At 39.5% G+C, this 22,570-nt stretch carries 18 protein-coding genes; 8 read left to right on the top strand and 10 right to left on the bottom strand.

Annotated elements, in window-relative coordinates; all coding sequences use genetic code 11:
* Positions 1-6: 6 nt before the first annotated feature.
* Positions 7-327: a hypothetical protein gene (locus tag IEE83_RS23660; protein WP_194122942.1), complete on the bottom strand. Its 321-nt coding sequence runs from the start codon at positions 325-327 to the stop codon at positions 7-9.
* Positions 328-392: 65 nt separating this feature from the next.
* Positions 393-680 (bottom strand): YtxH domain-containing protein, encoded by a 288-nt coding sequence (locus IEE83_RS23665; RefSeq protein WP_194122943.1) that lies wholly within the window; start codon positions 678-680, stop codon positions 393-395.
* 421 nt (positions 681-1,101) lie between these two features.
* Between IEE83_RS23665 and IEE83_RS23670 the strand changes: the two genes are divergently transcribed.
* Positions 1,102-1,464: a response regulator gene (locus IEE83_RS23670; protein WP_194122944.1), complete on the top strand. Its 363-nt coding sequence runs from the start codon at positions 1,102-1,104 to the stop codon at positions 1,462-1,464.
* Positions 1,465-1,586: 122 nt separating this feature from the next.
* On the opposite strand, the gene IEE83_RS23675 is transcribed toward IEE83_RS23670, so the two are convergent.
* The 4 genes from IEE83_RS23675 to pgmB form a co-directional block, all read right to left on the bottom strand.
* Positions 1,587-3,860: a tetratricopeptide repeat protein gene (locus IEE83_RS23675; protein WP_194122945.1), complete on the bottom strand. Its 2,274-nt coding sequence runs from the start codon at positions 3,858-3,860 to the stop codon at positions 1,587-1,589.
* A 126-nt stretch (positions 3,861-3,986) separates the two neighbouring features.
* A complete protein-coding gene (locus IEE83_RS23680; RefSeq protein WP_194122946.1) occupies positions 3,987-4,712 on the bottom strand; it encodes a 3-keto-disaccharide hydrolase in 726 nt (241 codons plus the stop codon).
* Between the two features lie 74 nt (positions 4,713-4,786).
* Positions 4,787-7,096: a glycoside hydrolase family 65 protein gene (locus tag IEE83_RS23685; protein ID WP_194122947.1), complete on the bottom strand. Its 2,310-nt coding sequence runs from the start codon at positions 7,094-7,096 to the stop codon at positions 4,787-4,789.
* 66 nt (positions 7,097-7,162) lie between these two features.
* Positions 7,163-7,819 carry a beta-phosphoglucomutase gene (gene pgmB / locus IEE83_RS23690; protein WP_194122948.1) on the bottom strand — a complete coding sequence of 219 codons (657 nt, stop codon included), beginning with the start codon at positions 7,817-7,819 and terminating at the stop codon, positions 7,163-7,165.
* 221 nt (positions 7,820-8,040) lie between these two features.
* Between pgmB and IEE83_RS23695 the strand changes: the two genes are divergently transcribed.
* The 4 genes from IEE83_RS23695 to IEE83_RS23710 all read left to right on the top strand — a co-directional run bounded on the left by IEE83_RS23695 (position 8,041) and on the right by IEE83_RS23710 (position 14,183).
* Positions 8,041-9,783 (top strand): alpha-amylase family protein, encoded by a 1,743-nt coding sequence (locus tag IEE83_RS23695; protein WP_194122949.1) that lies wholly within the window; start codon positions 8,041-8,043, stop codon positions 9,781-9,783.
* A gap of 328 nt (positions 9,784-10,111) precedes the next feature.
* On the top strand, positions 10,112-12,103 hold the full coding sequence (locus IEE83_RS23700; RefSeq protein ID WP_194122950.1) for a transporter-like protein: 1,992 nt from the start codon (positions 10,112-10,114) through the stop codon (positions 12,101-12,103).
* Between the two features lie 187 nt (positions 12,104-12,290).
* Positions 12,291-13,127, top strand: coding sequence for an N-acetylmuramoyl-L-alanine amidase-like domain-containing protein (locus IEE83_RS23705; protein WP_228101948.1), 837 nt, complete (start codon positions 12,291-12,293; stop codon positions 13,125-13,127).
* Positions 13,128-13,130: 3 nt separating this feature from the next.
* Positions 13,131-14,183, top strand: coding sequence for a mechanosensitive ion channel family protein (locus IEE83_RS23710; RefSeq protein ID WP_194122952.1), 1,053 nt, complete (start codon positions 13,131-13,133; stop codon positions 14,181-14,183).
* 567 nt (positions 14,184-14,750) lie between these two features.
* Here the strand turns inward: IEE83_RS23710 and IEE83_RS23715 are convergent.
* From IEE83_RS23715 to IEE83_RS23725, 3 genes are all read right to left on the bottom strand, one after another.
* On the bottom strand, positions 14,751-16,121 hold the full coding sequence (locus IEE83_RS23715) for a sensor histidine kinase (RefSeq protein WP_194122953.1): 1,371 nt from the start codon (positions 16,119-16,121) through the stop codon (positions 14,751-14,753).
* Positions 16,118-16,795 carry a response regulator gene (locus tag IEE83_RS23720; protein WP_137338875.1) on the bottom strand — a complete coding sequence of 226 codons (678 nt, stop codon included), beginning with the start codon at positions 16,793-16,795 and terminating at the stop codon, positions 16,118-16,120. The genes IEE83_RS23715 and IEE83_RS23720 overlap by 4 nt, the downstream gene beginning before the upstream one ends.
* 221 nt (positions 16,796-17,016) lie before the next feature.
* The gene (locus IEE83_RS23725; protein WP_194122954.1) at positions 17,017-17,577 is read right to left on the bottom strand and encodes a DinB family protein; all 561 of its coding nucleotides are present in this window, start codon (positions 17,575-17,577) and stop codon (positions 17,017-17,019) included.
* 324 nt (positions 17,578-17,901) lie between these two features.
* On the opposite strand from IEE83_RS23725, the gene IEE83_RS23730 reads away from it, so the two are divergent.
* Genes IEE83_RS23730 through IEE83_RS23740 form a run of 3 tightly spaced genes read left to right on the top strand, consistent with a single transcriptional unit; the run spans position 17,902 to position 21,432 of the window.
* Positions 17,902-18,507, top strand: coding sequence for a DUF4136 domain-containing protein (locus IEE83_RS23730; RefSeq protein WP_194122955.1), 606 nt, complete (start codon positions 17,902-17,904; stop codon positions 18,505-18,507).
* Between the two features lie 59 nt (positions 18,508-18,566).
* Positions 18,567-19,226: a hypothetical protein gene (locus tag IEE83_RS23735; protein ID WP_194122956.1), complete on the top strand. Its 660-nt coding sequence runs from the start codon at positions 18,567-18,569 to the stop codon at positions 19,224-19,226.
* A 52-nt stretch (positions 19,227-19,278) separates the two neighbouring features.
* Positions 19,279-21,432 carry a hypothetical protein gene (locus tag IEE83_RS23740; RefSeq protein WP_194122957.1) on the top strand — a complete coding sequence of 718 codons (2,154 nt, stop codon included), beginning with the start codon at positions 19,279-19,281 and terminating at the stop codon, positions 21,430-21,432.
* A gap of 49 nt (positions 21,433-21,481) precedes the next feature.
* Here the strand turns inward: IEE83_RS23740 and pheA are convergent, their stop codons facing one another.
* A complete protein-coding gene (gene pheA, locus IEE83_RS23745; RefSeq protein ID WP_194122958.1) occupies positions 21,482-22,561 on the bottom strand; it encodes a prephenate dehydratase in 1,080 nt (359 codons plus the stop codon).
* Positions 22,562-22,570: the final 9 nt, after the last annotated feature.

Consider the following 22,570-nt stretch of genomic DNA (forward strand, 5'->3'; position numbering starts at 1 on the left):
CTCTAATTATTTATCAAACACAGGTTCAAAAGGAATTTCTTCATCGGTAGCTTTTTTGATCCATCTTAAACCTTTCAGGAGAATCTCCCTGCCCTGTTCCACACCGTGTTTCAAAATAACTTTTTCAACAAGGATCGGTGCGATAAAGTTGAGCGGGACAGGCAAACGTTTCAAAACAGTTTTTGCCAGTGCAGCACCAACACCCATTTCAATTCCTTTTCCGGCAAGTCCGCCTGGCGCAGTTGCACCAAACAAATCCTTCACATAGGAAGAGGCGGTATGAAGTGAATCTTCTACTTTTTCCTTATTTATTTTTTGAGTTTTCATGAGATGAAGTGTAATAAGTTTGGTTATTCAATCCGGGTGATAATATTTTACCACCCGGACATTTCTTAATTATATTTGTCAAATTCGTCAGCAGCATCTTCTTTAACTTCTTCTGCTTTGTCTTTGAAATCATTTTTGTATTGCTCACCCTTCGCTTTAAGATCATCAGCCGTTTCGCCAGCCTTTTGTTTGCTCTTTTCAAGCGCATCGATCAATTCACTTGCCAAACTGTTTGTTTTCTTCTTAATCTTTTTGCGAGTCTGAGTTCCTTCTTCAGGCGCAAAAAGCATCCCTATTACCGCACCGGCAGCCGCAGCTGTTACAATTCCCCAAAACACTTTACTGTTTACCATGATAATATTTTTTTAATAATGGTTTTTGATAAATTAATTGATGATAAAACTAATTGGCTAAAATCTTGTACCCGGGTTTGCAAATTCGGGTGCTAATATTTATAACAATTTAAAAATCAATTGATTATACAATGTGATCAATTAAATTATCAATGAGAAAGCTCATTTCGGTTTTAAAAATCAAAATTACTACTATACATAAATGGGACGGGGTTCTACAAGATGGGGAAGAGCTTTCCGAAAACTCGGATTAAATTAATCTGTGCAGGTTTTGATTTGAAATTATACAAATAATATGGCAAGGTTATTGTCAGTGAAATTTAATAATTTATGAAAAGTGTGAAGGGGACATTTAAGTAAACGTTAAAACTACTAACCACTGACTCCAAATTTTACTGACTACTTATTTTAGATTGTAACCATGAAAATTGTAATTATTGAAGATGAAAAAGATTTGGGGATACTGATGCGCAATTTTTTGGTTAAACAACTTAATGTAAAAGCTCCTGACATAGTAAAAATAGCTACCACACTTCATGAAGGCATTAGTTTTATCAATCAACTGAATCCTGAGTGGGTTTTTATCGACAATAACTTACCTGACGGGAAAGGAATTAATGAGATAGAACAAATTAAAAACAGCGGGAAATTTTACAATCGAAAAGTAGTTATGATGAGTGCTATGACGAATCTTCGTGAAGAAGCACTAAGAAAAGGCGCCGATTATTTTCTTGACAAGCCTATTAGTTTTGTTGAAGTCAAAAATCTTTTCCCTCAGGATTAGGATCGAAATCCATTCTTAATCCATCCAATTTCAACTCATTTCCCGAAATGGGCAACCAAATCACACCTTTGTGGAGATTAATACACAGGGGAATATAATATTCTATTTAGGAATAAATAGAATTAGAAAACAGGGCACTGCGTCCCGCTTCGGGCCTTTTTACCAGGCATTTTAACTTTCTGTGATTTATACTTCCCTCGTTTAGTTTTCACCATATCTTTATGTTTCGGGTATGGAAGAAATTTGAAATCGTATTCCGGTATAAAATAATCCTCCTTATACTCAGCTACGGGCAACGGCATATAATGTCTTCCTTTGAACGCCAACGTATCATATTCGTAGTCATAAAGATAGATCGTCACAAAACCATCCCTGCTGTATTTTATGCCAATATCTGCAAAAGGTCCGTCATCACCCGCCGAAGCAACCAGCTTCATCATTTCATTTTGTTTTCCCTTCACAAGAATATTCATGTTATACTGAAATACACGGTGTAAAGAATCAATTTCAATCGCTACGCCAAGGTAATATTTCGCATCCTTCATTTTCTGTTGTCCCGCGTACATGACAGCGGTATTATTAAGCGCACTCTTATCCTGATAGGTCTGATAGCTCAATGAAGCTTCGTCATATTTCTGCCAGTATTTGTAGACATTTCCTTGATTTACATTATAAAATTTCCGGGCAGGTGCAACTTCCATGGCCATTTTAAAATCGAGAAATGAGTTTTCATACCGGGCATTTGCATCTTCAATCTGACGACGCTGCTCATGACGATTTCCCAGGTAAGCCTGTACAATGCCGCGATTGTTATACAAATAAGGCAATTCCGGATTTTCCTTTACCAGACTGTCAAACAACGCCATGGATTTATCAAGCTGATCATTTTCAAGCAAAGTTACGCCCCATCCATTTTGCGCTTTAATATTTTCAGAATTAAGGGAAATGGCTTTTTTGAAAACATTATAACCTTTCTTAAACATATCAAAATGTAAAAGCAGGTTTCCATAATTGCTCCACATACGGTCATAATTCTGTTCATAATTAAGCGCTTTGCTCAAAAATTGGCCAGCCTCAGAATACCTTTTCTGATCAATCATGATGCTGCTCATACCTGCCAAAGCCTCATAGCGTGCTCCATCCAGACGGATTGCGGTAGTAAAATCGTCCTGCGCCTCCTTTGATTTTTTCAAATAATATTGTGTAAAACCACGTGTGACGAACAAATCCGCGTAAAATTTATTTTCCGGATCCATGATCGATTCCGCCTTTTTGAAATCCGCTAACGTGAGTTCAAACTGTTTCATTCCATAATGCGCAACAGCTCTTCCCAGATAAGCAGGTAAGTAAGAAGTATCCTTTTTTATGGCGCGGTCAAAGGAATTAAATGCCGATTGATAATCGTGGTTGGATAAATGGGTGTTGCCAATACCTGAAAGCAAAGCAGGCGTTTCGCGCTTGATAGTTGAAGCCAGACGATAATATTGCTGCGCTTCTCTGATCTGGTTTAGTCCGTAAAACGCATGAGCAATGCCCAGATAAGCGTCGCCCCGAAATGTTTTGTCATCACTTTCCAGGTACCTTTCAAAAACTGCCTTGGCATTTCCAAACTGGTTTAACGCAAGTAAGGCATTGGCATATCGGATTTGCGCTTTGGCATGTTTGCGGGCAACTTTTTCAAAATCCTTGACCGCCTTTTTCTGATTTCCGGTGCGCATCAAAATATCGCCACGCTGCAAGCGATAAGCCATAATCTCGTCTTTTTGCTTGATAGCATTTGAGAATTCATCAGTGGCTTCTGGAAGAAGTCCGGTTTTTTTGTAGATCAAGCCAACATTATAACTCCATTTCCCCTCAGAATTCTTTTGCTGGTTTGCCTGGGCAAAGCTAAGACCATCCGAGAATTTCTTTTCTTTTCCGTAGGCGACGATAGAATTTACAACGCTGTAAGAATGATTGGATACGTTGGAAAAATCATCTCGCGCAGCCTGAAATTTCCGGCTCAAAAGATTGAACAAGCCTCTGTTGTATTGCAGCTGAGCATCCTGCCCCGACATGTCGACAGATTCCAGAATATGCAGTGCTTTTAAATAACTTCCGGAAAGCGCAAGTACAATCGCCTCATTATTCAGCCGCTGAACAGAATCTGACGGCATAAAAGATTGCTTGTCGTATTTTAAATATTCAGCCTGAAGTTCGCGTAGCTGATATTGGTACTCAGGTGTTTTTAATAATGCAGGATTATTTTCTTCGAAGGAGCGGTTGAAAATAACCAGCAAATCTTTCAGGTATCGCTGGCAAGCACTAAAATCCTGCGCTGATGCTGGCTGTTTTACACAAACCAAAAACATCACCGACATAACGATCAAGAACGAGCGGGTAATCTTCCTTATCATGACCCATGGGCTAGCGCGATTACTAACGTACTATAAATGAACAACATTATCAAAAATTACTTATTGACCGTGGCATTATAATTCTTTTGTCTAATTTTTTCTTGCTATATACTTATTAAGAATGTTTTACAACTTTTTCAATTTAATGTTGCGGTACCAAACGGTACTCCCCCAATCCTGCAAACCAATTCTTCCGGTGAAAGATCCTTTTGCGATCGGTGCAGCTTTTAGTCCGCTATTCGCAATACGTTGTTTCCAGTCGGCTCCTGCAAGGTCATGTTCCTGAACCATAAATCCGTTCTGGAAAACTGTCAATTTATTTTTCTGAATAATAAAATGAATCTGATTCCACTCCCCTTCCGGATTTCCTTCTCTTAAACGTGCATTGGCGACACTGAAAAAATCGCTGGCGCGGTGCGTATTTTCCTTGGCGCCTTCATAAATCTTGTCGTCAATAACCTGAAGTTCCAACCCTGTGTCATGCATGTTTTTATATTGAGGCAATTCTTTTACAAAAAAGAAAATACCGCTATTAGCATATTTACTGACTTTCCACTCAGCTTTAAATTCAAAATCGCCGTTTATGGCTTCATCAATTACAATATCCCCGCCGCCTTTTGCCTTGTTTCCTGCACGTTCAGGAACATTCAGTTTAATTGCTCCCTGCTCAACAATCCATGCCGGACCAACTTCCTTGGCGCCATACGCATGCCAGCCTTTGTAATCTTTCCCATCGAAAAGCAGTTTCCAGCCCTCTTTTTTCTCTTGTGCAGAAAGCGTGTTTAAACTTTGAGAATTGACCTGAAAACTTAATAGAAGAATGAAGAAAAAGAGGTGAGGAAATTTTTGCATGATAAAGTATATTTTATTGATCCGGTAAACACAAGTTCACCGGATCAATAAAATACTGATTTATCTTAAATTAATTATTTTCTCTCTGTCGAATTGGCAGCTATCAGAAGAGGTTCTCCTTTTATCAAAATAGTAACATCATGATCCGAAATATTTTCAACCGCCACGCCTTCCTGCGTTACCTCAACCCGAAGCAAAGCGCCACGGAAACCGATCCTGAAAGAATAAGAATTCCACTGTTCCGGAATGTATGGATTTAAAACCAATACGCCATCTTTCACACGCTGACCGGCAAAACCTTTCACAACGCTCATCCATGTGCCAGCCATAGATGTAATGTGTAATCCATCTTCGGTATCGTTATTATAATCGTCAAGATCAAGTCGCGAAGTGCGCACGTACATTTCGTAGGCTTTTTCTTTCAAACCGATCTTTGCTGCAAGAATGGAATGTACACAAGGAGAAAGTGAAGATTCATGAACCGTCATCGGCTCATAAAATTCAAAATTCCGTTTGATTTCCTCAGTTGAAAAGTCATCTTCAAACAAATACAAACCTTGCAAAACATCCGCTTGTTTGATAAAACAAGATCTCAAAATCCTGTCCCACGACCATTTCTGGTTAATTGGACGATGATCTGCAATATCGTTTACGGTTAATATTTCCTTATCCAGAAATCCTTGCTGCTGCAAATAAACCTGTTTTTCAGGATCATAAGGAAAATGCATGTTGTCAACAATATTTTTCCAATCTGCCATTTCACCATTCAGGTTGAAATGAGTCTGGAAAATGATTTCATTCAAACGCTCGGTACCCCAAAGTTTGCTGATCACTTCCAGCGTGTAACGAAGCGTCCAGCACGCGATGTAATTGGTATACCAGTTGTTATTGACATTATTTTCATACTCATTAGGCCCGGTGACGCCGAGCATAACAAACTGTTTTTTCTCAGCCGACCAGGTAATCCGCTGTTTCCAGAATCTGGAAATTCCGATCAAAACTTCAAGTCCATATTCCGACAAATAACTTTCGTCTCCTGTATATCTTACATAATCATAAATCGCAAAAGCAATAGCGCCGTTCCTGTGGATTTCTTCGAAGGTAATTTCCCACTCATTATGGCATTCTTCACCATTCATAGTCACCATTGGATAAAGTGCAGCACCGCCGCTAAATCCTAGTTTTTCTGCATTTTCAATGGCTTTCTGCAAATGTTTATGACGATAAACGAGCAGATTTCTGGCAACTTTTTCATCCGCTGTTGAAAGATAAAACGGGATGCAATAAGCCTCCGTATCCCAATAGGTACTTCCACCATATTTTTCCCCGGTAAATCCTTTCGGGCCAATATTTAACCGTTCATCTTCTCCGGTGTAAGTTTGGTTTAAATGGAAAATATTAAACCTGATTCCTTGTTGCGCAGCAATATCACCTTCAATGGTAATGTCATTTTTCTCCCATTTATCAGCCCAGGCTTTAACATGTTCCGCATACAATTGCGCAAAACCTTTTTCAGAAATGCGTTTGATATAGGACTTAGCTTCCGGAATCAGCTGATCTTTTTCATAATTGGTTGACGACAAATTGACCGCATATTTAAAAATCGTCAACTCATCGCCTTCCTTCACTTCAATATGCACAACGCCGGCAACATATTTTTCACGGCGCGCTGGTAAGGATTGGTAATCGGTTTTCAAGCCATTGATTTTTATATCAAAAGCCATCCCTGTTGCCACCTGAAATTGTTCTACACCATATGGATTTTCCTTCGTTTCCAAAACAAGATAACCCTCTGAAAAACTGGTTTCCTTATGGATTTCATTCCAGAAAGTTTCGTCATAATTAGAATCCCGGTTACTAATATTTCCATCCAGATAAGGCGTAACCGTAAAAGTATCCGTAAAATCCAGCGGCGTAATTGAATACTGTATCGCTCCGGATTCGTCATCTACCATATTACAAAACCGCTTGGAATAGATTTTCAACCGTTTTCCGCTGGCAAGCTGAACCGTGGTAATACGTTCCAGCGTCCCTTCCTGCATATTCAGCACCCGGCGAAAATCTTCAACCTGACAAGTATTTAAATCAAGTGTTTCATCTCCTATTTTTATGTCAATTCCTGTCCAGTTACAAGCATTAAGTACTTTGGCGAAATAATTCGGATAGCCGTTTTTCCACCAGCCAACTCTGGTTTTATCAGGAAAATAAACGCCGGCGACGTAATTTCCCAGTAAAGTTTTTCCTGTATATTGTTCTTCAAAATTCCCCCGCTGGCCCATTCGACCGTTGCCGAGGCTCATCAGACTTTCCGTGATTTCATTATTAGCAGCATGGAAACCATCTTCCACAATACTCCATTCGTCGTGTGTTATGTAGTTCTTCATTGGTTTTAGCTATTGGCTTTCAGCTTTTGGCGGTTAGTTTTGGCAGTTCGAATTCTGGTTGTACTGTTATTTTAATTTTTCGAAGAGATCTTTCACTGTGACGCCATCAAAACCGGGCATCACATAATCTGCTTCCGTCAAAACTGAGGCCTGCCCGATACCCACGCCAATCATTCCTCCCGCTTTTGCAGCCTGAATTCCTGCCACTGCATCTTCAAAAACAATACAATGTTCCGGTGCAACCGACAAATCTTCCGCGCCCATTAAAAAAACCTGTGGATCAGGTTTTCCTTTTGTTGCACGATTTCCATCAACGATTGTATCAAAGTAATCAAGCATATCCAGGTTTGTCAGGATGGTTTTGGCATTTTTACTCGCCGATCCCAACCCTGTTTTTATTGAATCTGCTTTTAATTCATCCAGAAAATTCCGTACACCCGGAAGTGCATCCTCTGGTGTTATTTGTTTACAAAATTCCAGATACTGCGCATTTTTCTCCGCAGCAAACTTCAATTTTTCTTCTTCGCTTAATTTAACCCCGCCTATCCCAAGCACAATTTCCAGCGATTCCATCCGGCTGATTCCTTTAAGCAACTCATTTTGTTCCAGTGTTAAATCGAATCCTAACTGGTTGGCTAGCTGGCGCCAGGCGAGATAATGGTATTTGGCGGTATCTACAATCACTCCATCCAGATCAAAAAGGCAAGCTTGAACAGTCGGCATATCATTTTAAAATTTAATATCTTGCAAAATAGTAAAAAGAGCGTTTTGCTCACGTAATCAAACGTTATTTCAAAAAAGTAATTCTATAATCAGCAATAAACCTGACATTAGCGCTACCTTACGAATTTTACTTGTCAAAGAAACGTTTCTTTTTATTTCAAACAAATAATAAGCCCGGTGCCTGTTGTTTGTATTTTTGTTTTATACACCGAAAACCTGCTATGCCTGCCATAAATCAAGATAAACATATCATCTATCAGATTTTTACCCGATTATTTGATAATCAAAATACAACCAATAAAGTATTCGGAACAATCTCCGAAAACGGCTCCGGGAAATTTAATAACATCACCACCATTGCGCTGGAAGCGATTAAAAAGTTCGGGATCACGCATGTCTGGTATACCGGAATTATTGAACACGCGACCCTAACTGATTATTCAGAGTTTGGCATAAAAACAGATCATCCGCTGATTGTCAAGGGAATGGCGGGATCGCCTTATGCCGTTAAGGATTATTATGATGTGGATCCGGATCTGGCCGTGGATATAGCTAACCGGATGAAGGAGTTTGAGGCTTTGGTAAAAAGAACGCATGACTCTGATTTGAAAGTGATTATCGATTTTGTGCCTAATCATGTTTCACGTCAATATCATTCTGATACAGCGCGTTCAGCAGGGATTAAGGATTTTGGGGAAGATGATGATACTTCTGTCAGTTTTAGTCCGAACAACAATTTTTACTACATTCCAAACCAGGATTTTATCGTTCCCGAAGGTCATAAACCGCCGGTTAACGTTACGGCTCCATACATGGAAAGACCGGCAAAAGCAACCGGAAATGACGTATTCCAGGCGCAGCCAAGCCAGTACGACTGGTATGAAACCATAAAACTGAATTACGGTGTAGATTACCTGAACGGGCATGCTACGTATTTTGATCCGATTCCTTCAACCTGGTTGAAGATGCGGGATATTCTGACTTTCTGGACTACCAAGGGAGTCGATGGATTTCGCTGTGATATGGCGGAAATGGTGCCGGTTGAGTTCTGGGGATGGGTTATTCCGGAAATCAAAAAGATCAATCCTGAAATTATTTTCATTGCAGAAATTTACAATCCGGCCCAATATCATAATTATCTGAGAAACGGGAAGTTTACTTATTTGTATGACAAGGTTGGCCTCTATAATTCTCTTCGCAGATTAATGGAAGGCGGCGGAACGGTTGAAGATATTACCAGATTATGGCAGCAGGAATCCGGCGATATCTCTGAAAATATGCTGCGTTTTTTGGAAAACCATGACGAACAGCGTATTGCCTCAAAATATTTTGCCGGTGACCCGTGGATTGCGATTCCTGCCATGACCCTTAGCGCCACTTTACATACCGGACCTTTGATGATTTATTTCGGACAGGAATTGGGTGTAAACCCAAATACATCCGAAGGTTTTCAGGGAGAAGATGGGCGGACAACGATTTTCGATTATTGGAGTGTTCCGGAAATCCAGGAATTTGCGAATGGCGGAAAATTTGATGGTGAATTGCTGGGCAACGATCAGAAAAAACTTCATGCTTTTTATGAAAGTCTGAACAAATTCGTCACCAAAAATGAGGCTGTTTATGCCGGAAGTTTTTATGACCTTCAATGGGTAAATATTGACGGACAGAGCCAGGATTATGATAAAACCCGCGTTTACAGTTATTTGCGCTACACCGACAAACAGAAACTTCTGTTCATTTATAATTTCGACAAAGAAAAATCCTGTCATACCAATGTGCGTATTCCGCAGGATGCCTGGACCGATACTTTGAAACTGAAATCAACAGGATCTTATATTTTGAAGCAGGTTTTTCCATTGCTGATATTAACACCCAACATCAAGCCATTAGAAATAACTTCAACCGGAATTGCGCTGACGTTACCGCCGGTCTCTGTTTATGTTTATGAAATTTTGGAAGATTAAGATCTCAAACGACGCAGGAAAACTGGCTTTTGGTTTAAAATGATAAACACAAAAATTATCATTTCCCGAGGCTGGTTTTCCTGTTTGAGATAAAAAGATATTTTATTTCACTATCCCAATACATCGTTGCACTATTGAAACAAAAGTCCTATCTCAATCAAAATAAGTATTAAATTCACGTTAATGGCATGGCATTTACTAATTCTGGCCGGTAACGAAATTGATATTTATTGAAAAGCATAACATTATATTTTTCATCAGCATCCCGAAATTACGGCCCGGCCAAAATATTTTTTGTCCGATATAAACGCTTAAATCTTTCTATCCTATGAGCAGCGTTTTTGATCCGAACCGTATCAATTATCTTGGGAAATTTATTGAGCTCATCCGAAGTTCATTTCAGGCGAAAACGAATAAGAACAAACCCTTTTCAGAAACCCTTTCCAGTATTCTGATGGACAGACGTGAAAAGGATCTTTTGGCAGAGCAGATTTATTCAATTCTCATTTCCACCAAATTCGTTTCCTTACTTACAGAAGCTGAAATTGGCGCAAACCGTGGCTTTTTTTCCGATGCTTTTGCCCGGTTAGGTTATAAATTTCTTCCTCCCGTTCATGAAGAAACAGAGCTTCGCACGCAATTTGACAATCTGTTTGATAGTAAAATAGACTACCAGTGGGTACAAGCCATTCCGGATGAAAACTGGTGTAATTTCTTTGAAGATATTTTCAGAGAAAACAGTCCGACACTTACGCATTACATAGAAAAAGAGCTTTTAAATTCTATTCTAGTCCTGGCTCAACGCGCCGCTAATTTAGGAATTGAGCCTGAAGTAGTTTCAAAAATCCCTCGCGTGGATGATCTGGATTCGCCTTTCCTTGGACTGAATCGGGAAGTGATGCTTTATGTTGAAAAAACATTAAACCAGTCCGACTACAAAAATGAAGACCGGGATAATGATTACAAACATATTCTGGTAATGATTAACCAGTGCAAAAGCCAGGTTACTTACATCTATAAACACAAAGATCTTTTTGGAATAAGTCTTCAACTGACCGCGCTGATCAGGCAGCTTGAACAATATCTCAAACGTCTGACGCAGTTGCTTGATTTACTGCAAACCGATGAAAAAGCCAGACAATGGCTTATTATCACACATTTGTTAAAAGAATTTGTTTATGCTGAAAACACAAAATATAGCCTGAGAAAACATTTTTCCATCAATCTGGAATTACTGACTTTCAAGGTTATTGAAAATACTTCCAAAACGGGTGAACATTATATTTCTTCGGACAAAGCAGGATACTGGAAATTATTTCGACGAGCTCTGGGCGGCGGTGTGGTTGTTGGTTTATTATGCTGTAACAAAACAAGATTGTATTTTCAGCACCTGCCCATTTTTTGGGAAGCGTTTTTTTACAGCATGAATTATTCGATCGGTTTCATGCTGATCCATATACTTGGCTTTACCATCGCAACCAAACAGCCCGCAATGACGGCTTCTACGATTGCGGCAAATCTTAGCAATAACGGAGAAAATCCTAATTGGCTGGAAACAACAACACAGCTTTTGATCCGGCTTATTCGCAGTCAGTTTATTTCACTGGTAGGAAATGCGGCAATCGCTTTTCCAGTCGCATACGGGCTCGACAGGATTTATTATTACGTTTATGGATACCACATTGCGGATGCCGCAAAAGCTATAAAACTGATCGGGGAACTGAATGTTTGGGAAAGTCTGGCGATTCCGCATGCTGCACTTGCCGGTGTATATTTAATGGTATCCGGTTTAATTTCAGGATATTATGAAAATAAATGGATTTATGACAAATATACTTTAAGAATAAAAAGTCATCCCGGCCTGATCCGGTTTTTTGGACAGGAAAAACTAAATCGGATTGCTACATATCTTGAACACAATTTTGGTGCTCTGGCAGGAAATTTTGCTCTTGGTGTATTTCTCGGATCAACCAGTGCTGTTGGTTTTACATTAGGCTTACCGCTCGATATCCGACACATTACATTTGCATCCGGAAATTTCGGGCTCGCTTTTGCCGGATTGCATAGCCATATTTCAACGGATTTGTGGATTAATTCCATCATCGGAATTTCCTGTATCGGTATGATGAACGTACTGGTGAGTTTCGGACTTTCAATCGCCTTCGCTCTGAAATCACGCAATGCAAAATTCAGCGAAGTGAAAAGTTTGTTAGGAAATCTTTCGTGGCAATTTTTTCACCATGGTTCTGCATTCTTTTTTCCAGTTAAAGAACCGGCCGCCAGCAATGACGAGCTGCCCGAAGCGTTTGTTAACAGATAGATGCCAAAGTGATAAAAGAAGTAGTTTTGATGAAGACCATTATATTTCCAAAATATGATAAATTTGTTTTAAATCGCGCTTTTGATGGCTTGGGCGATATAGATATTGCACAAAATTTACTTTATTGTTAAAAATAATTTCTCCTAAAGATTATCACGTTATGAACAGCGGTAAATTATTACCTGCAATGAAAATAAGAATGGCTTTTTTACAATTATTCACGTTTTCATTATTGATATTTTTTTCAAAAGAATCAAAGGCGCAATTAGCCACACAGAAAGTTTTTACCCAGAAAATGGAGCTTCCCGGCAATGGCGACCTGGGAACTCAAACTTTACGAATGGCAGAATCTTTTCTGGGTACTCCATACGTTGCAAGTACGCTGGAAGGAAATCCAATAGAAAGGCTGGTCTGCAAGTTTGACGGACTGGATTGTACCACGCTTGTTGAAAGTTCAATTGCCTTGGCCATTGCCAAAAGTGAAAATCTGAATTATGAGGGCTACAAAACAGAACTCACAAAAATCCGGTATAGAGATGGTGTAATTGATGGTTATCCTTCACGCCTGCACTATGTTTTGGACTGGATGTATGAAAATCAAAAACGTGGCCGCCTGGAAGACATAACATCCAAAGTCGGCGGTATACCTTACAAAAAGGAAATAAATTTCATGTCAACGCATGCGAATTTTTATCCTGCGCTGGATAATACCGAGGTTTGGGAAAAAATCAAGGAGCAGGAAAATATTATCAATAGCAGGGAATATTCTTACATTCCAAAAGCATCTCTTCAAAAAGCAGAGCCTATGCTGCGTGACGGAGATATTGTTGCATTTACCTCGTCTGTTGAAGGCCTTGATTGCAATCATATGGGCATTATTACAAAAATCGGAAACCGCGCATACTTATTGCATGCATCGCTGGCAGGAAAAAAAGTAATTTTATCTACCCTGCCGTTAGCGGAATACGTGGCATCAGTTCCCAAACATACGGGAATGATCGTGGCGCGGCTCACAGAACAATAAGCAATGAATAATTTTCTGGAATTACTGGATTACAAAAACTCTCCTTGGCTGATCATTTTAATGGCCACGCTTATTGGTTTGGTAATTAGTTTGGTCCTTGTAAAAACAATTGCGATTACTGCAAGAAAAAAGGAATGGCCCGTTATCCGGGCAATTCATCAGAACCAAACCAGCGTTCTGTATTTTTTCATTCCGCTGCTGATCACAACCTTAATTACCAAAACTTATACAGAATCACATCCCAGGTATGAATTCACGCATGGAATCAGCAAAATAGCGCTGATTGCGGTAAGTACTTGGCTGATGACAAGGATCGTTATCATCATTGAAAAAATCCTGATCGACAAACTGGATTTTGACACGCCGGATAACAATGAAGCAAGAAAACTTTACACCAAAATCAAATTTGTAAAACGCATTGTCATCATTCTGACAATCGTTTTTGGTGTTTCTATATTACTCCTGAGTTTTGACAGTGTTCGTCAATATGGAGTTGGGATTCTTACTTCGGCTGGTATTGTCAGCGTAATTATTGGTTTTGCTGCACAAAAATCGCTTGGAAATCTTTTGGCCGGTATTCAAATCGCATTTACCCAACCGATCAAAATTGACGATGTTGTGATCGTTGAAGGTGAATGGGGACGGATTGAAGAAATAAATCTTACCTATGTCGTTGTTAATATCTGGGATCTGCGACGGATGGTTTTACCAATAACTTATTTCATTGAAAAACCTTTTCAAAACTGGACGCGAAATGACAGCAGCCTGATTGGTACTGCATTTTTCAATTTAAATTACCACACACCTGTCGAGAAATTGCGTAAAAAACTGGAAGAAATCCTGTTGAATACGCCTCTTTGGGATGGAAAATCCTGGGCATTGCAGGTTACGGATACGCAGGCACAGTTTATGGTTGTTCGGGCAATTATGTCCGCCAGGAATTCTTCACAAGCATTCGATCTGCGTTGTCTGGTCCGGGAAAAAATAATTGAATTTATTAGAGAAGAATATCCGGAATCGTTGCCCGGCTTGATGATTGAAGAGCCAAAAAATTGAAATCATACCAAATTAAAAATGGACAGTACCTACTACCACGGACTTCAAATTTTCAAGCAAAAAAAAAATGGCCATCGAAACTCGATGGCCATTTTTTGTCTTACTACTCACCTCTCAATTTAACTTATTACAAGTTAAGCGTTGAGTCTTTCATGCCGCCAATAAAATTGAACAGCGTAGATAGCCTTGCTATCAGTTTCTATTTCCGTTCTCAGGTCAATATCAAAACGGATTATCTTTTTAGCCATAAGGGCTGTCTAAAACACTTTTACTATTCCAATACTAATGACTTATATTTCACCACTTTCTTCAATCAGCAAAATCATTAAACTCAACAACTCTTCAATTTAAAACGACAACAAGTCCTGCGGCCAGACCTTTATTGCCTACTTTGAATCAGTAAAATTGCGACAATTTAATTACTGCATTCTCTGGTATCAAAAGTTTATACATTGAAAACCAGTCATATCAAAATCCTTTTGAGCGATTTTATGATACAAATGACCTCAGACCTTGTTAAAGTCAGATTAATGCAGAATTAAAAACGAATTAAAAAGAAAGATACTTTCAGAAAGGGGGGAATTTGAGCGTAAATGTACTTCCAAGGCCTACTTTTGATTCGACCTCGATACTTGCGCCCTGCATGTTGATAATTCGTTTTGTAAGCGCCAAACCTATACCATAACCGGCTTTGCTCATCGTTGTGGCACTGCGGTAAAAAGTGTCGAAAACATAAGGTAGTTCTGCTGCGGCAATGCCCATGCCAACATCTTTGAAAGAAATTTTGATAAGGTCTTTGTGAATTTCAAGAAATACATTAACACTATGGTTGTCAGAATATTTACAGGCATTGTCCATGAGATTCATGAATGCTGTTCTTAAAAGACTTTCGTCTCCATAGCGTAATAATTCTTCTTCATTCTCCGGAATCTGGTCATAGTTGATATGCACCTGATAACCCGGATTTTTTTGCTGAATAGATGCTTGTGCCTGCCACAAAACTTCATCAATCCTGATTTTTGAAAACGTAACACGAAATGCGTGTTCTTCTGTTCTCGCCAGTTCAAGCAATCTGCTGACCAACTCGTTCATTTCCTTAACCTCTTCCAGAATTCCCTTTAAAGCTTCCTCGTAATATTCAACATTTCGGGCTTTCATAAGGGTAACTTCCACTTCGCTCATAATTAACGCCAGTGGTGTACGTAATTCATGGGAGGCATGTGAAACAAAATTCTTCTGGGCCACAAAAGCGATTTCAAGCCGGTTCAGCATGAGATTGAACGTTTGGGCAAGCAGTGCCAGCTCATCCTTTTCACGTCCAACTGAAACTTTATCATGAAGGTTTCCCGCGGAAATGTTGTTTACCTGCGCGATAATATCAGAAACCGGTTTTATGGCATCGGTTGCAAACTGCCATCCGGCGACACCCACCAAAATCAGCGAAAGCAGCCATCCAATTACCAGAATCTCACGCAATCGTTGTAGTTGATTTGTCCCAAGATGATCATTTGCAATGGCCACCACAACCCAGGGTTTTCGGTGATCCTGCAAAATATGGCGTATGACAATTACTTCTTTTTTGGCATGTTTCGTATGTATTTCCCGTCCGCTTCTGGCGTCAGTCAGCATTTGATGCGACAGGATGAATTCATAGGAGCCGCTGTTAAAAATTACTGAATCCGAACCGTCATAGATCGTTATTTCTTCATCCAGCAATACAGTATTATTTTCTTTTTCAATTTTGGCAATATCCGCCTTACTTATCCCATTACTGGCCTCCACCAACTGAGCAATTGTTTGTCCACGTTCATTCAGGAAAGAATAAAATTGTTTTTCCCGGTATTGATCATAGAAATAATAAATCGACAAACAGAAAAGAGCCATGATGGAACCAACCAGCATGGTAAAGAGTAAAGTAAGACGGGTTTTTATGTTCATTCTTCCTTAAAAATATAACCCATTCCAACAACCGTGTGGATTAATTTTGTTGTGTAATCCTTATCAACTTTTTTACGTAGGAAGTTGATATACACGTCAATAACATTGGTACCTGTGTCAAATCGGATATCCCATACCTGTTCTGCAATATCAACTCTTGATACTACCCTCCCCCGGTTTCGCATCAGATATTCCAGCAGCGCAAATTCTTTGGCGGTCAGGTCAATCCGGTTGCCGGCTCTCCTGGCTACTTTCTCGTCAAGATTCAATTCCAGATCAGCAAGTTTTAATATCTGGCTCGACTGCTCACGGTTACTGTTTCTTTGTGATAAAACTTTAATACGAGCGATCAACTCCCTGAATTCGAAGGGTTTCACAAGATAGTCGTCACCGCCTGCTTCAAAACCATCCAGTTTGTCATCAATCGTACCGAGTGCTGTCAAAAACAAAATTGGCGTTGCCAAACCATCATTTCTAAGTTGCTTTGCCAAATCGTATCCATTGAGCAATGGCAGGTTTACATCCAGAATAATTACATCAAACCTGTAATTAGACGCCATTTTTTTACCAACCTGACCGTCATAGGCAAGTTCCACTTCCCACGATTGTTCTTCAAGACCGCGTTTTAAAAATCCAGCCAGTTTTGGCTCATCTTCTACAACTAATATTTTCATACGCTTAGGGTTTTTCTGAAAAATCTATCAAATGTGGCACAGATTTCAGACATTTCATAAAAAAAGCCACTCGATGAACCGAATGGCTTTTTGACATATATCCACACCATTAAAGAGATTGTATTCGATGAATACTACCTTCAATTATTATGCAAAATAGAATTTTTTCTTAGTATTTAACACAAAGTTTCTAAGAAATACAAAATTTTCTACAAGTTGGATCAATAATAATCGTCACTGCCACCAAAATTTGCACGGTCGTCGAATGCGCCAAAATCATCTTCCTCTTCCAGCTGCATCCCCTTCAAAGCCTTCTTGATCAGGCCTATCTGTCCGGCATGATATACATCGTGCTGTATCACACCATGGATCATTGTATAGTATGAATAATCTCTTCCGGGTACAAAATCTTCCAGAAAACTGTCATTTTCTATTTTTTCAAGCTCAGAAATCAGCTCTTCCTGCGACAAGCTAAGCTCCATCTGAATAGCTTCCCACTCAAATTCGTCAACAATAGGAAACTTTTTCCAGTCTTTATCCTGTGTTTTAATATCAAATTCTTCGTCACCCTGGATTTTGCGCACGGCAAATATTCTCCATGTTGTCATGTGATAAACAATCTCTGCGATAGAGTGCGTGTTTGAGCTTAATCTCAGCTCAGCCATTTTTGGGGTAACATCGCGCAGTGCCTCAACTACGGACGGACCGTACCAGGCTTCTTCACTTTCATAAGTATCGTTGAGTACATCTATGATCCTTAAAATTTCCTCTTTTGTTTCCATATATAATTGGTTCGACTCTCGAATTACATTTCAGCTTGTGTAACAAATTTTTTGGTAATGCTAAAATAAAACAACGAACGGGACAAAATCAAATAAAGTTCGGCGGCAATAATTCCAATGTTCCAAACTACATAATTCCGTTTAAATAAAATTTATCTGACCCTGATATTTTATTGAAATCATTACAACCAAAATCTGTTCCAGATGGTCATTATAAATAGTATCTGACAAATAAAAAGAAAAAATAAATGTGTTAAATACGGAAAAGTAAAATGATCATTTTTAAAATTCGTTATTAAAAAACTAAAAACAGAAAATATCATCATGCTGAAAAAAGCTTCATTTTTAATTATTTCTGCCGCAATCTGGCTGACTTCCTGTACCAAAGATCCGGTGAGTGATTTAACAGATCTGGACTCTCAGGTTTTTATTACAAATCATGATAAGAGTATAGATTTCAAACAATTTAAAACTTTTAGTATCGCAGATTCAGTCGTAGTTGTGGAGGATGACAGATCCGGAACAGCACTGACGGATATGGACAAACAAATATTAAATACGGTAATCGCCAAAATGCAAAGTCTGGGTTACACCTATGTAGCTGCCAGCAAAAAACCCGACGTAGGACTTACCGTTGCCAGAATTACAAATAACTATTTAAACGTTGTCTCTACACCCTATTCCTCCTACTATGGCGGTTATTATGGTGGATATGGTTACGGATATCCAAGTTATTATTCCTACTACCAGACAAGCGAAAGTTACTGGTCTGTTTCCATGCTTGATCTGAAAAATGCAAATACGGCAACCAAGACGCTGAATGTAATCTGGGATGCGCAAATTCGTGGTGATGGACTTGGTAACACAGATTATTTCACAGAAATGATTGATTCCATCTTTGGTCAGTCTACCTATCTGAAAATTAATTAGACCAGGATTATTCTTCCTGACTCTGATCAGGAAATAAATTTCAAAAACATTATTTCAAAATGAAAAAATTAATCATTGCCGCTTTTCTTCTGGCAGGTTTTGCACCGGCATTTGCTCAGGAAGAAGCTCCCAAATTATATACATTGCCTTCTCCTTACGATCGTTATACTACTTACCTGGTAACTGCGCGTTTGACAAGTGCAATACCGCTTGGTTCGTTTAAAAGTGATTATATTGATAAAGCGTCGTTTGAAAATTATTCCATTTCTCTTGAATGGGTTTTGCAAAATTCCTTTTCGATCGGCGGAGAAATCGGATATTCTTATTTCAAACAGCGATTGCCACGAGCGCTTTATAATTCCGGTGACCAGACAATTTCTGCAATTCAAACCAGAACTGTATCCCAGTATCCGATTCAGGCATTTGTGAACTATCACTTTTTACCAAAAAGCTCATCGATTCAGCCTTATGTCCAGTTGAGTGCCGGAGGGAGTATTCTGGATTATACCGTTTATTACGGAAGCCTAGCAGACCAGAAACAAAAAGTCCGTCCTACTTATGGCGTCGGTGTCGGCTCTAAATTTTTGTTCAAAAAAGACGGTTCTTTTGGTGCTGATGTTCGTGTTAAATATGCGGGAACGTCATTCAAATATGATTACCTGACTAGTGGAATTTCTTCTCTTAACACTTCCATTGGTTTGTTTTACCGCTGGTGGTAATATATATTTAGCGGTTCACAGTTAATTTTCAGTTTTGAATAAAAAAAACATTTTGTCAAAATCAGCAATAATTTGGATCAGTACGCTGCTTCTTGTTTTTACCGGAGCGGGTATCTGGGCCTGGCAGCGATATGGGCCTTCGGAAGGAAAAGTTTTTGTTGAAATTCCCAATGAACTGCCGGTCGCAGTTACCATCGATTCTGCGTCAAATGCCTGTGATCTGACCGTAAGGCGCTACCGGCAAATTGGAAAAGAAATACAATTTGAACTTGCTGCCAACGCTGGTGGATTGGCACCTTATAACGTTGAAATCATTCAGAACGGAAAAGTACAGCGATTTGAAAAAGTCCCGCACCGACTTGGAATCTGGCTTACGCTGACTGATATTAATTTAAACGAAGGAAAAACTTCAATTAAGGTAACCAGCCTTGGTCAGCCAGGTTGCGAGACCAAAGCGGAATTTGAATACAATGCTTCCTTAAAAACACAGATACTTGACGCATCAAAATGGGTGCGTCAGGGAAGTAAGGATAACTGGCTTGATGTGCGCCCGGTTGTTAAAAATAACCGGATCTATTTAAAGGATTTTGCCAATTTTGAAGATGGCCGGACGCATGTGGTCATGATTGATAATATTGTGGTCACCGGACTGGAAAATGGCCTGGAAGTTAAGCCTGGTTATCTTTATAATGTAACTGCCAAATGGATTGATGCACCCTATAACGATTGGTGGAACAGTTTAAAAAACCGCAGCGTGCGTCAGCAAAATATCTGGATCGCGCCAAATGGTGTTACTGCAAAAGAAGAATCTACGCTGACACGTATTGATATCCCGGCGTGGTACGCACCGAAAAATGATATCAACGTTCACTTTGATACGGATTTCCCGGAATTTAAACCCATCGAAGGAAAACTGGTGATGCAATACCGGCTGAATAACTGGGTGCCGGCTCAAAATTATTTCAACCGCGGCATCACACATTTACCGGCCTGGGAAAAAAATATTCCTGCAAATAAAATGCACTGGACTGCATCTCCGGGTCTTTTCCAGGATAAAAATCAGGAGTGGTTTGCGGGCTTGTCCAGGGAGGAAGTGGAGAAATTTGGAAATGATATCAATGGTTTTGGAGCTTATGCCTTTGACTTCGAATTCTGGAACCAGATATATACTCCGGAAGTAAAACAGCGGCTGATCTGGTTTGCCGAGCGCATCAGAAAAAATAACCCATCCATGAATCTTTTTGATTATTGGGGTGGAAGCGCTTATACCAATCCGCATTTCAATACAATGAATGATAAAAAGCCAGGCTCGTTTTTGAAAGATTATGACAATCCGGCTCCAAATCATACCAATTACGATGTTTTGCCAAATGGCGACAGCTTTCAGAATGTCTTCAATGTTTCTCCAACAGATGTTTACCCAAGGCCTTCTTTTGGTGTAGATCAGCAAGGAAATACACCAAATAATTTTACTTTGCTTTCCGCAATCCATTCCTTGCGGATCAATGAAATGATTCCGTTTCAGAAGAAAAATAAATCAATATTTTACGCCTGGAATCGATACATGCCGTTATACAAGGATCCTGTTGTGCCCTGGCATTTGGAAACTACAAATCCAAAAGGAGATCTTATTTTCGGCCAGCTGGAAATGATGCCGGCAAGTCAGGCGCTAAGTATGTCTCTTTTTTCACTTATTCTTTTTGACGGTTATTACATCTGGCATGATAGTCAGGCTGCCGGAAGAGGCGCCAATTCTTATCGCATTACTCCGGAATCCATGGATTGGGGTAAAGAATGGTATCCGGCTGATGCAAAAACAAATATTTCAGCTTTCAATAGAACGGTTCCGGACGGAGAAGCACCGAGATATTGGGATTATCCAACGGAGTTTTACGTTTTGGGAAACTGGATGGCAAAACAGGTTGAAGACGTTCTCGTCGGTGGAACAAATCAGGATTTAGCCTATGAAATGAACGGAACCTGGCATGAACCAAAGAAGGGACAGGCAGCAATTGTTGCAGATAAAAAAGAACCTTTTGTTTCTGCTATTGTGAAAGGAAATAAAATTGTGGTGCTGGGTGTTGATAGTTTTCAGTCTCCAACGGCAACCAAAAAACTTACGGTCAGATTACCTGACGGAGAAAAAACTTCAATATTACTTTATGGAAACTGGCCTGCATTATACCGCGGGACTTTGAGGAAATAAAATGAATAAGCCGGAAATCGTAATGATTTCCGGCTTATTCATTTTCATATTATAAATCTGAAACTCTTACATAGCTGCCAAGCCATTTCAGGTGTGTACCATATTTGTGCATGATTTCCTGAACTCCGGGATCATTTACATGACCTAAAAATTCCACCAGAAACCAGTTACGAAAAACAGATTCACCTCTCAACGGGCGACTTTCAATTTTTGTAAGGTTAATTCCTCTGTCGTTAAAATCTTTCAAAAACTCGTACAAAACGCCGGGACGATTTGTGTTTGGAAGATTGGCAATGATCGTCGTTTTATCATCGCCGCTTTTTTGGTTTAATACATCCTTTGAAAGAATCAAAAAGCGCGTACGGTTTTGATCACTGTCTTCAATATTATCAAACAAAATAGGCACACCAAAAATATGCGCAGAAATTGATGAACAAATAGCCGCGGAATCAGGCTCGGCCGCAGCTAATCTTGCTGCTTTTGAAGTAGACTCAACCGGAATTAATTCTACGCCAAGCCCTTCCAGATATTCACTGATAAATTTACCACATTGACGAAAGGCGATATCCTTTGAATAAATCCGTTTGATATCCTTCAATGAATCCGACTGCGTGGCAAAAGTAAAATGAACCTGCAAAAGTACTTCGGCAACAATTGTTAGTCCTTTTTCTCTTAAAAAATCTGCGGTTTCGACAACAATTCCTTCCTGGTTATTTTCAATCGGAACCACACCAAATTTGGCACGTCCTGTTTCCACACTTTCAAAAACCGAATGAATTGTAGGCAGAACTAGATATTCGCTCATGCCGCCAAAACGACTTTCAGCAGCCTGGTGGGTAAAACTCCCTTCCGGTCCTAAATAAGAAATTCTTTCCGGTAATTCAAGATTTCTGGAAACGGCAAAGATTTCAAAAAAGATTGCATCAATGGCCGAGCGTGTCAAAAGTCCTGTATTTCTTTTTTCAAGACGGTCCAGAATCTGCTTTTCCCGCTCCGGACGATAAATCATTGATTTGGAAGAACGCTTTAAATCTCCGACACTTTTTACCAGTTCCATTCTTTCATTAAGAATATTCAGAAGCTGGTCGTCCAGTGTATCAATCCGTTCTCTTAATTGTTGTAAATCCACAAATAATCT

It is taken from the genome of Dyadobacter subterraneus (assembly GCF_015221875.1).
Classification (GTDB): domain Bacteria; phylum Bacteroidota; class Bacteroidia; order Cytophagales; family Spirosomataceae; genus Dyadobacter; species Dyadobacter subterraneus.

Coding starts and splice junctions, on each gene's coding strand:
- IEE83_RS23665 (WP_194122943.1), bottom strand. CDS start 680: ATGGTAAACAGTAAAGTGTTTTGGGGAATTGTAACAGCTGCGGCTGCC.
- IEE83_RS23675 (WP_194122945.1), bottom strand. CDS start 3,860: ATGATAAGGAAGATTACCCGCTCGTTCTTGATCGTTATGTCGGTGATG.
- IEE83_RS23700 (WP_194122950.1), top strand. CDS start 10,112: ATGAGCAGCGTTTTTGATCCGAACCGTATCAATTATCTTGGGAAATTT.
- IEE83_RS23680 (WP_194122946.1), bottom strand. CDS start 4,712: ATGCAAAAATTTCCTCACCTCTTTTTCTTCATTCTTCTATTAAGTTTT.
- IEE83_RS23715 (WP_194122953.1), bottom strand. CDS start 16,121: ATGAACATAAAAACCCGTCTTACTTTACTCTTTACCATGCTGGTTGGT.
- IEE83_RS23670 (WP_194122944.1), top strand. CDS start 1,102: ATGAAAATTGTAATTATTGAAGATGAAAAAGATTTGGGGATACTGATG.
- IEE83_RS23720 (WP_137338875.1), bottom strand. CDS start 16,795: ATGAAAATATTAGTTGTAGAAGATGAGCCAAAACTGGCTGGATTTTTA.
- IEE83_RS23685 (WP_194122947.1), bottom strand. CDS start 7,096: ATGAAGAACTACATAACACACGACGAATGGAGTATTGTGGAAGATGGT.
- IEE83_RS23705 (WP_228101948.1), top strand. CDS start 12,291: ATGAAAATAAGAATGGCTTTTTTACAATTATTCACGTTTTCATTATTG.
- IEE83_RS23735 (WP_194122956.1), top strand. CDS start 18,567: ATGAAAAAATTAATCATTGCCGCTTTTCTTCTGGCAGGTTTTGCACCG.
- IEE83_RS23725 (WP_194122954.1), bottom strand. CDS start 17,577: ATGGAAACAAAAGAGGAAATTTTAAGGATCATAGATGTACTCAACGAT.
- IEE83_RS23660 (WP_194122942.1), bottom strand. CDS start 327: ATGAAAACTCAAAAAATAAATAAGGAAAAAGTAGAAGATTCACTTCAT.
- IEE83_RS23730 (WP_194122955.1), top strand. CDS start 17,902: ATGCTGAAAAAAGCTTCATTTTTAATTATTTCTGCCGCAATCTGGCTG.
- IEE83_RS23710 (WP_194122952.1), top strand. CDS start 13,131: ATGAATAATTTTCTGGAATTACTGGATTACAAAAACTCTCCTTGGCTG.
- pgmB (WP_194122948.1), bottom strand. CDS start 7,819: ATGCCGACTGTTCAAGCTTGCCTTTTTGATCTGGATGGAGTGATTGTA.
- IEE83_RS23695 (WP_194122949.1), top strand. CDS start 8,041: ATGCCTGCCATAAATCAAGATAAACATATCATCTATCAGATTTTTACC.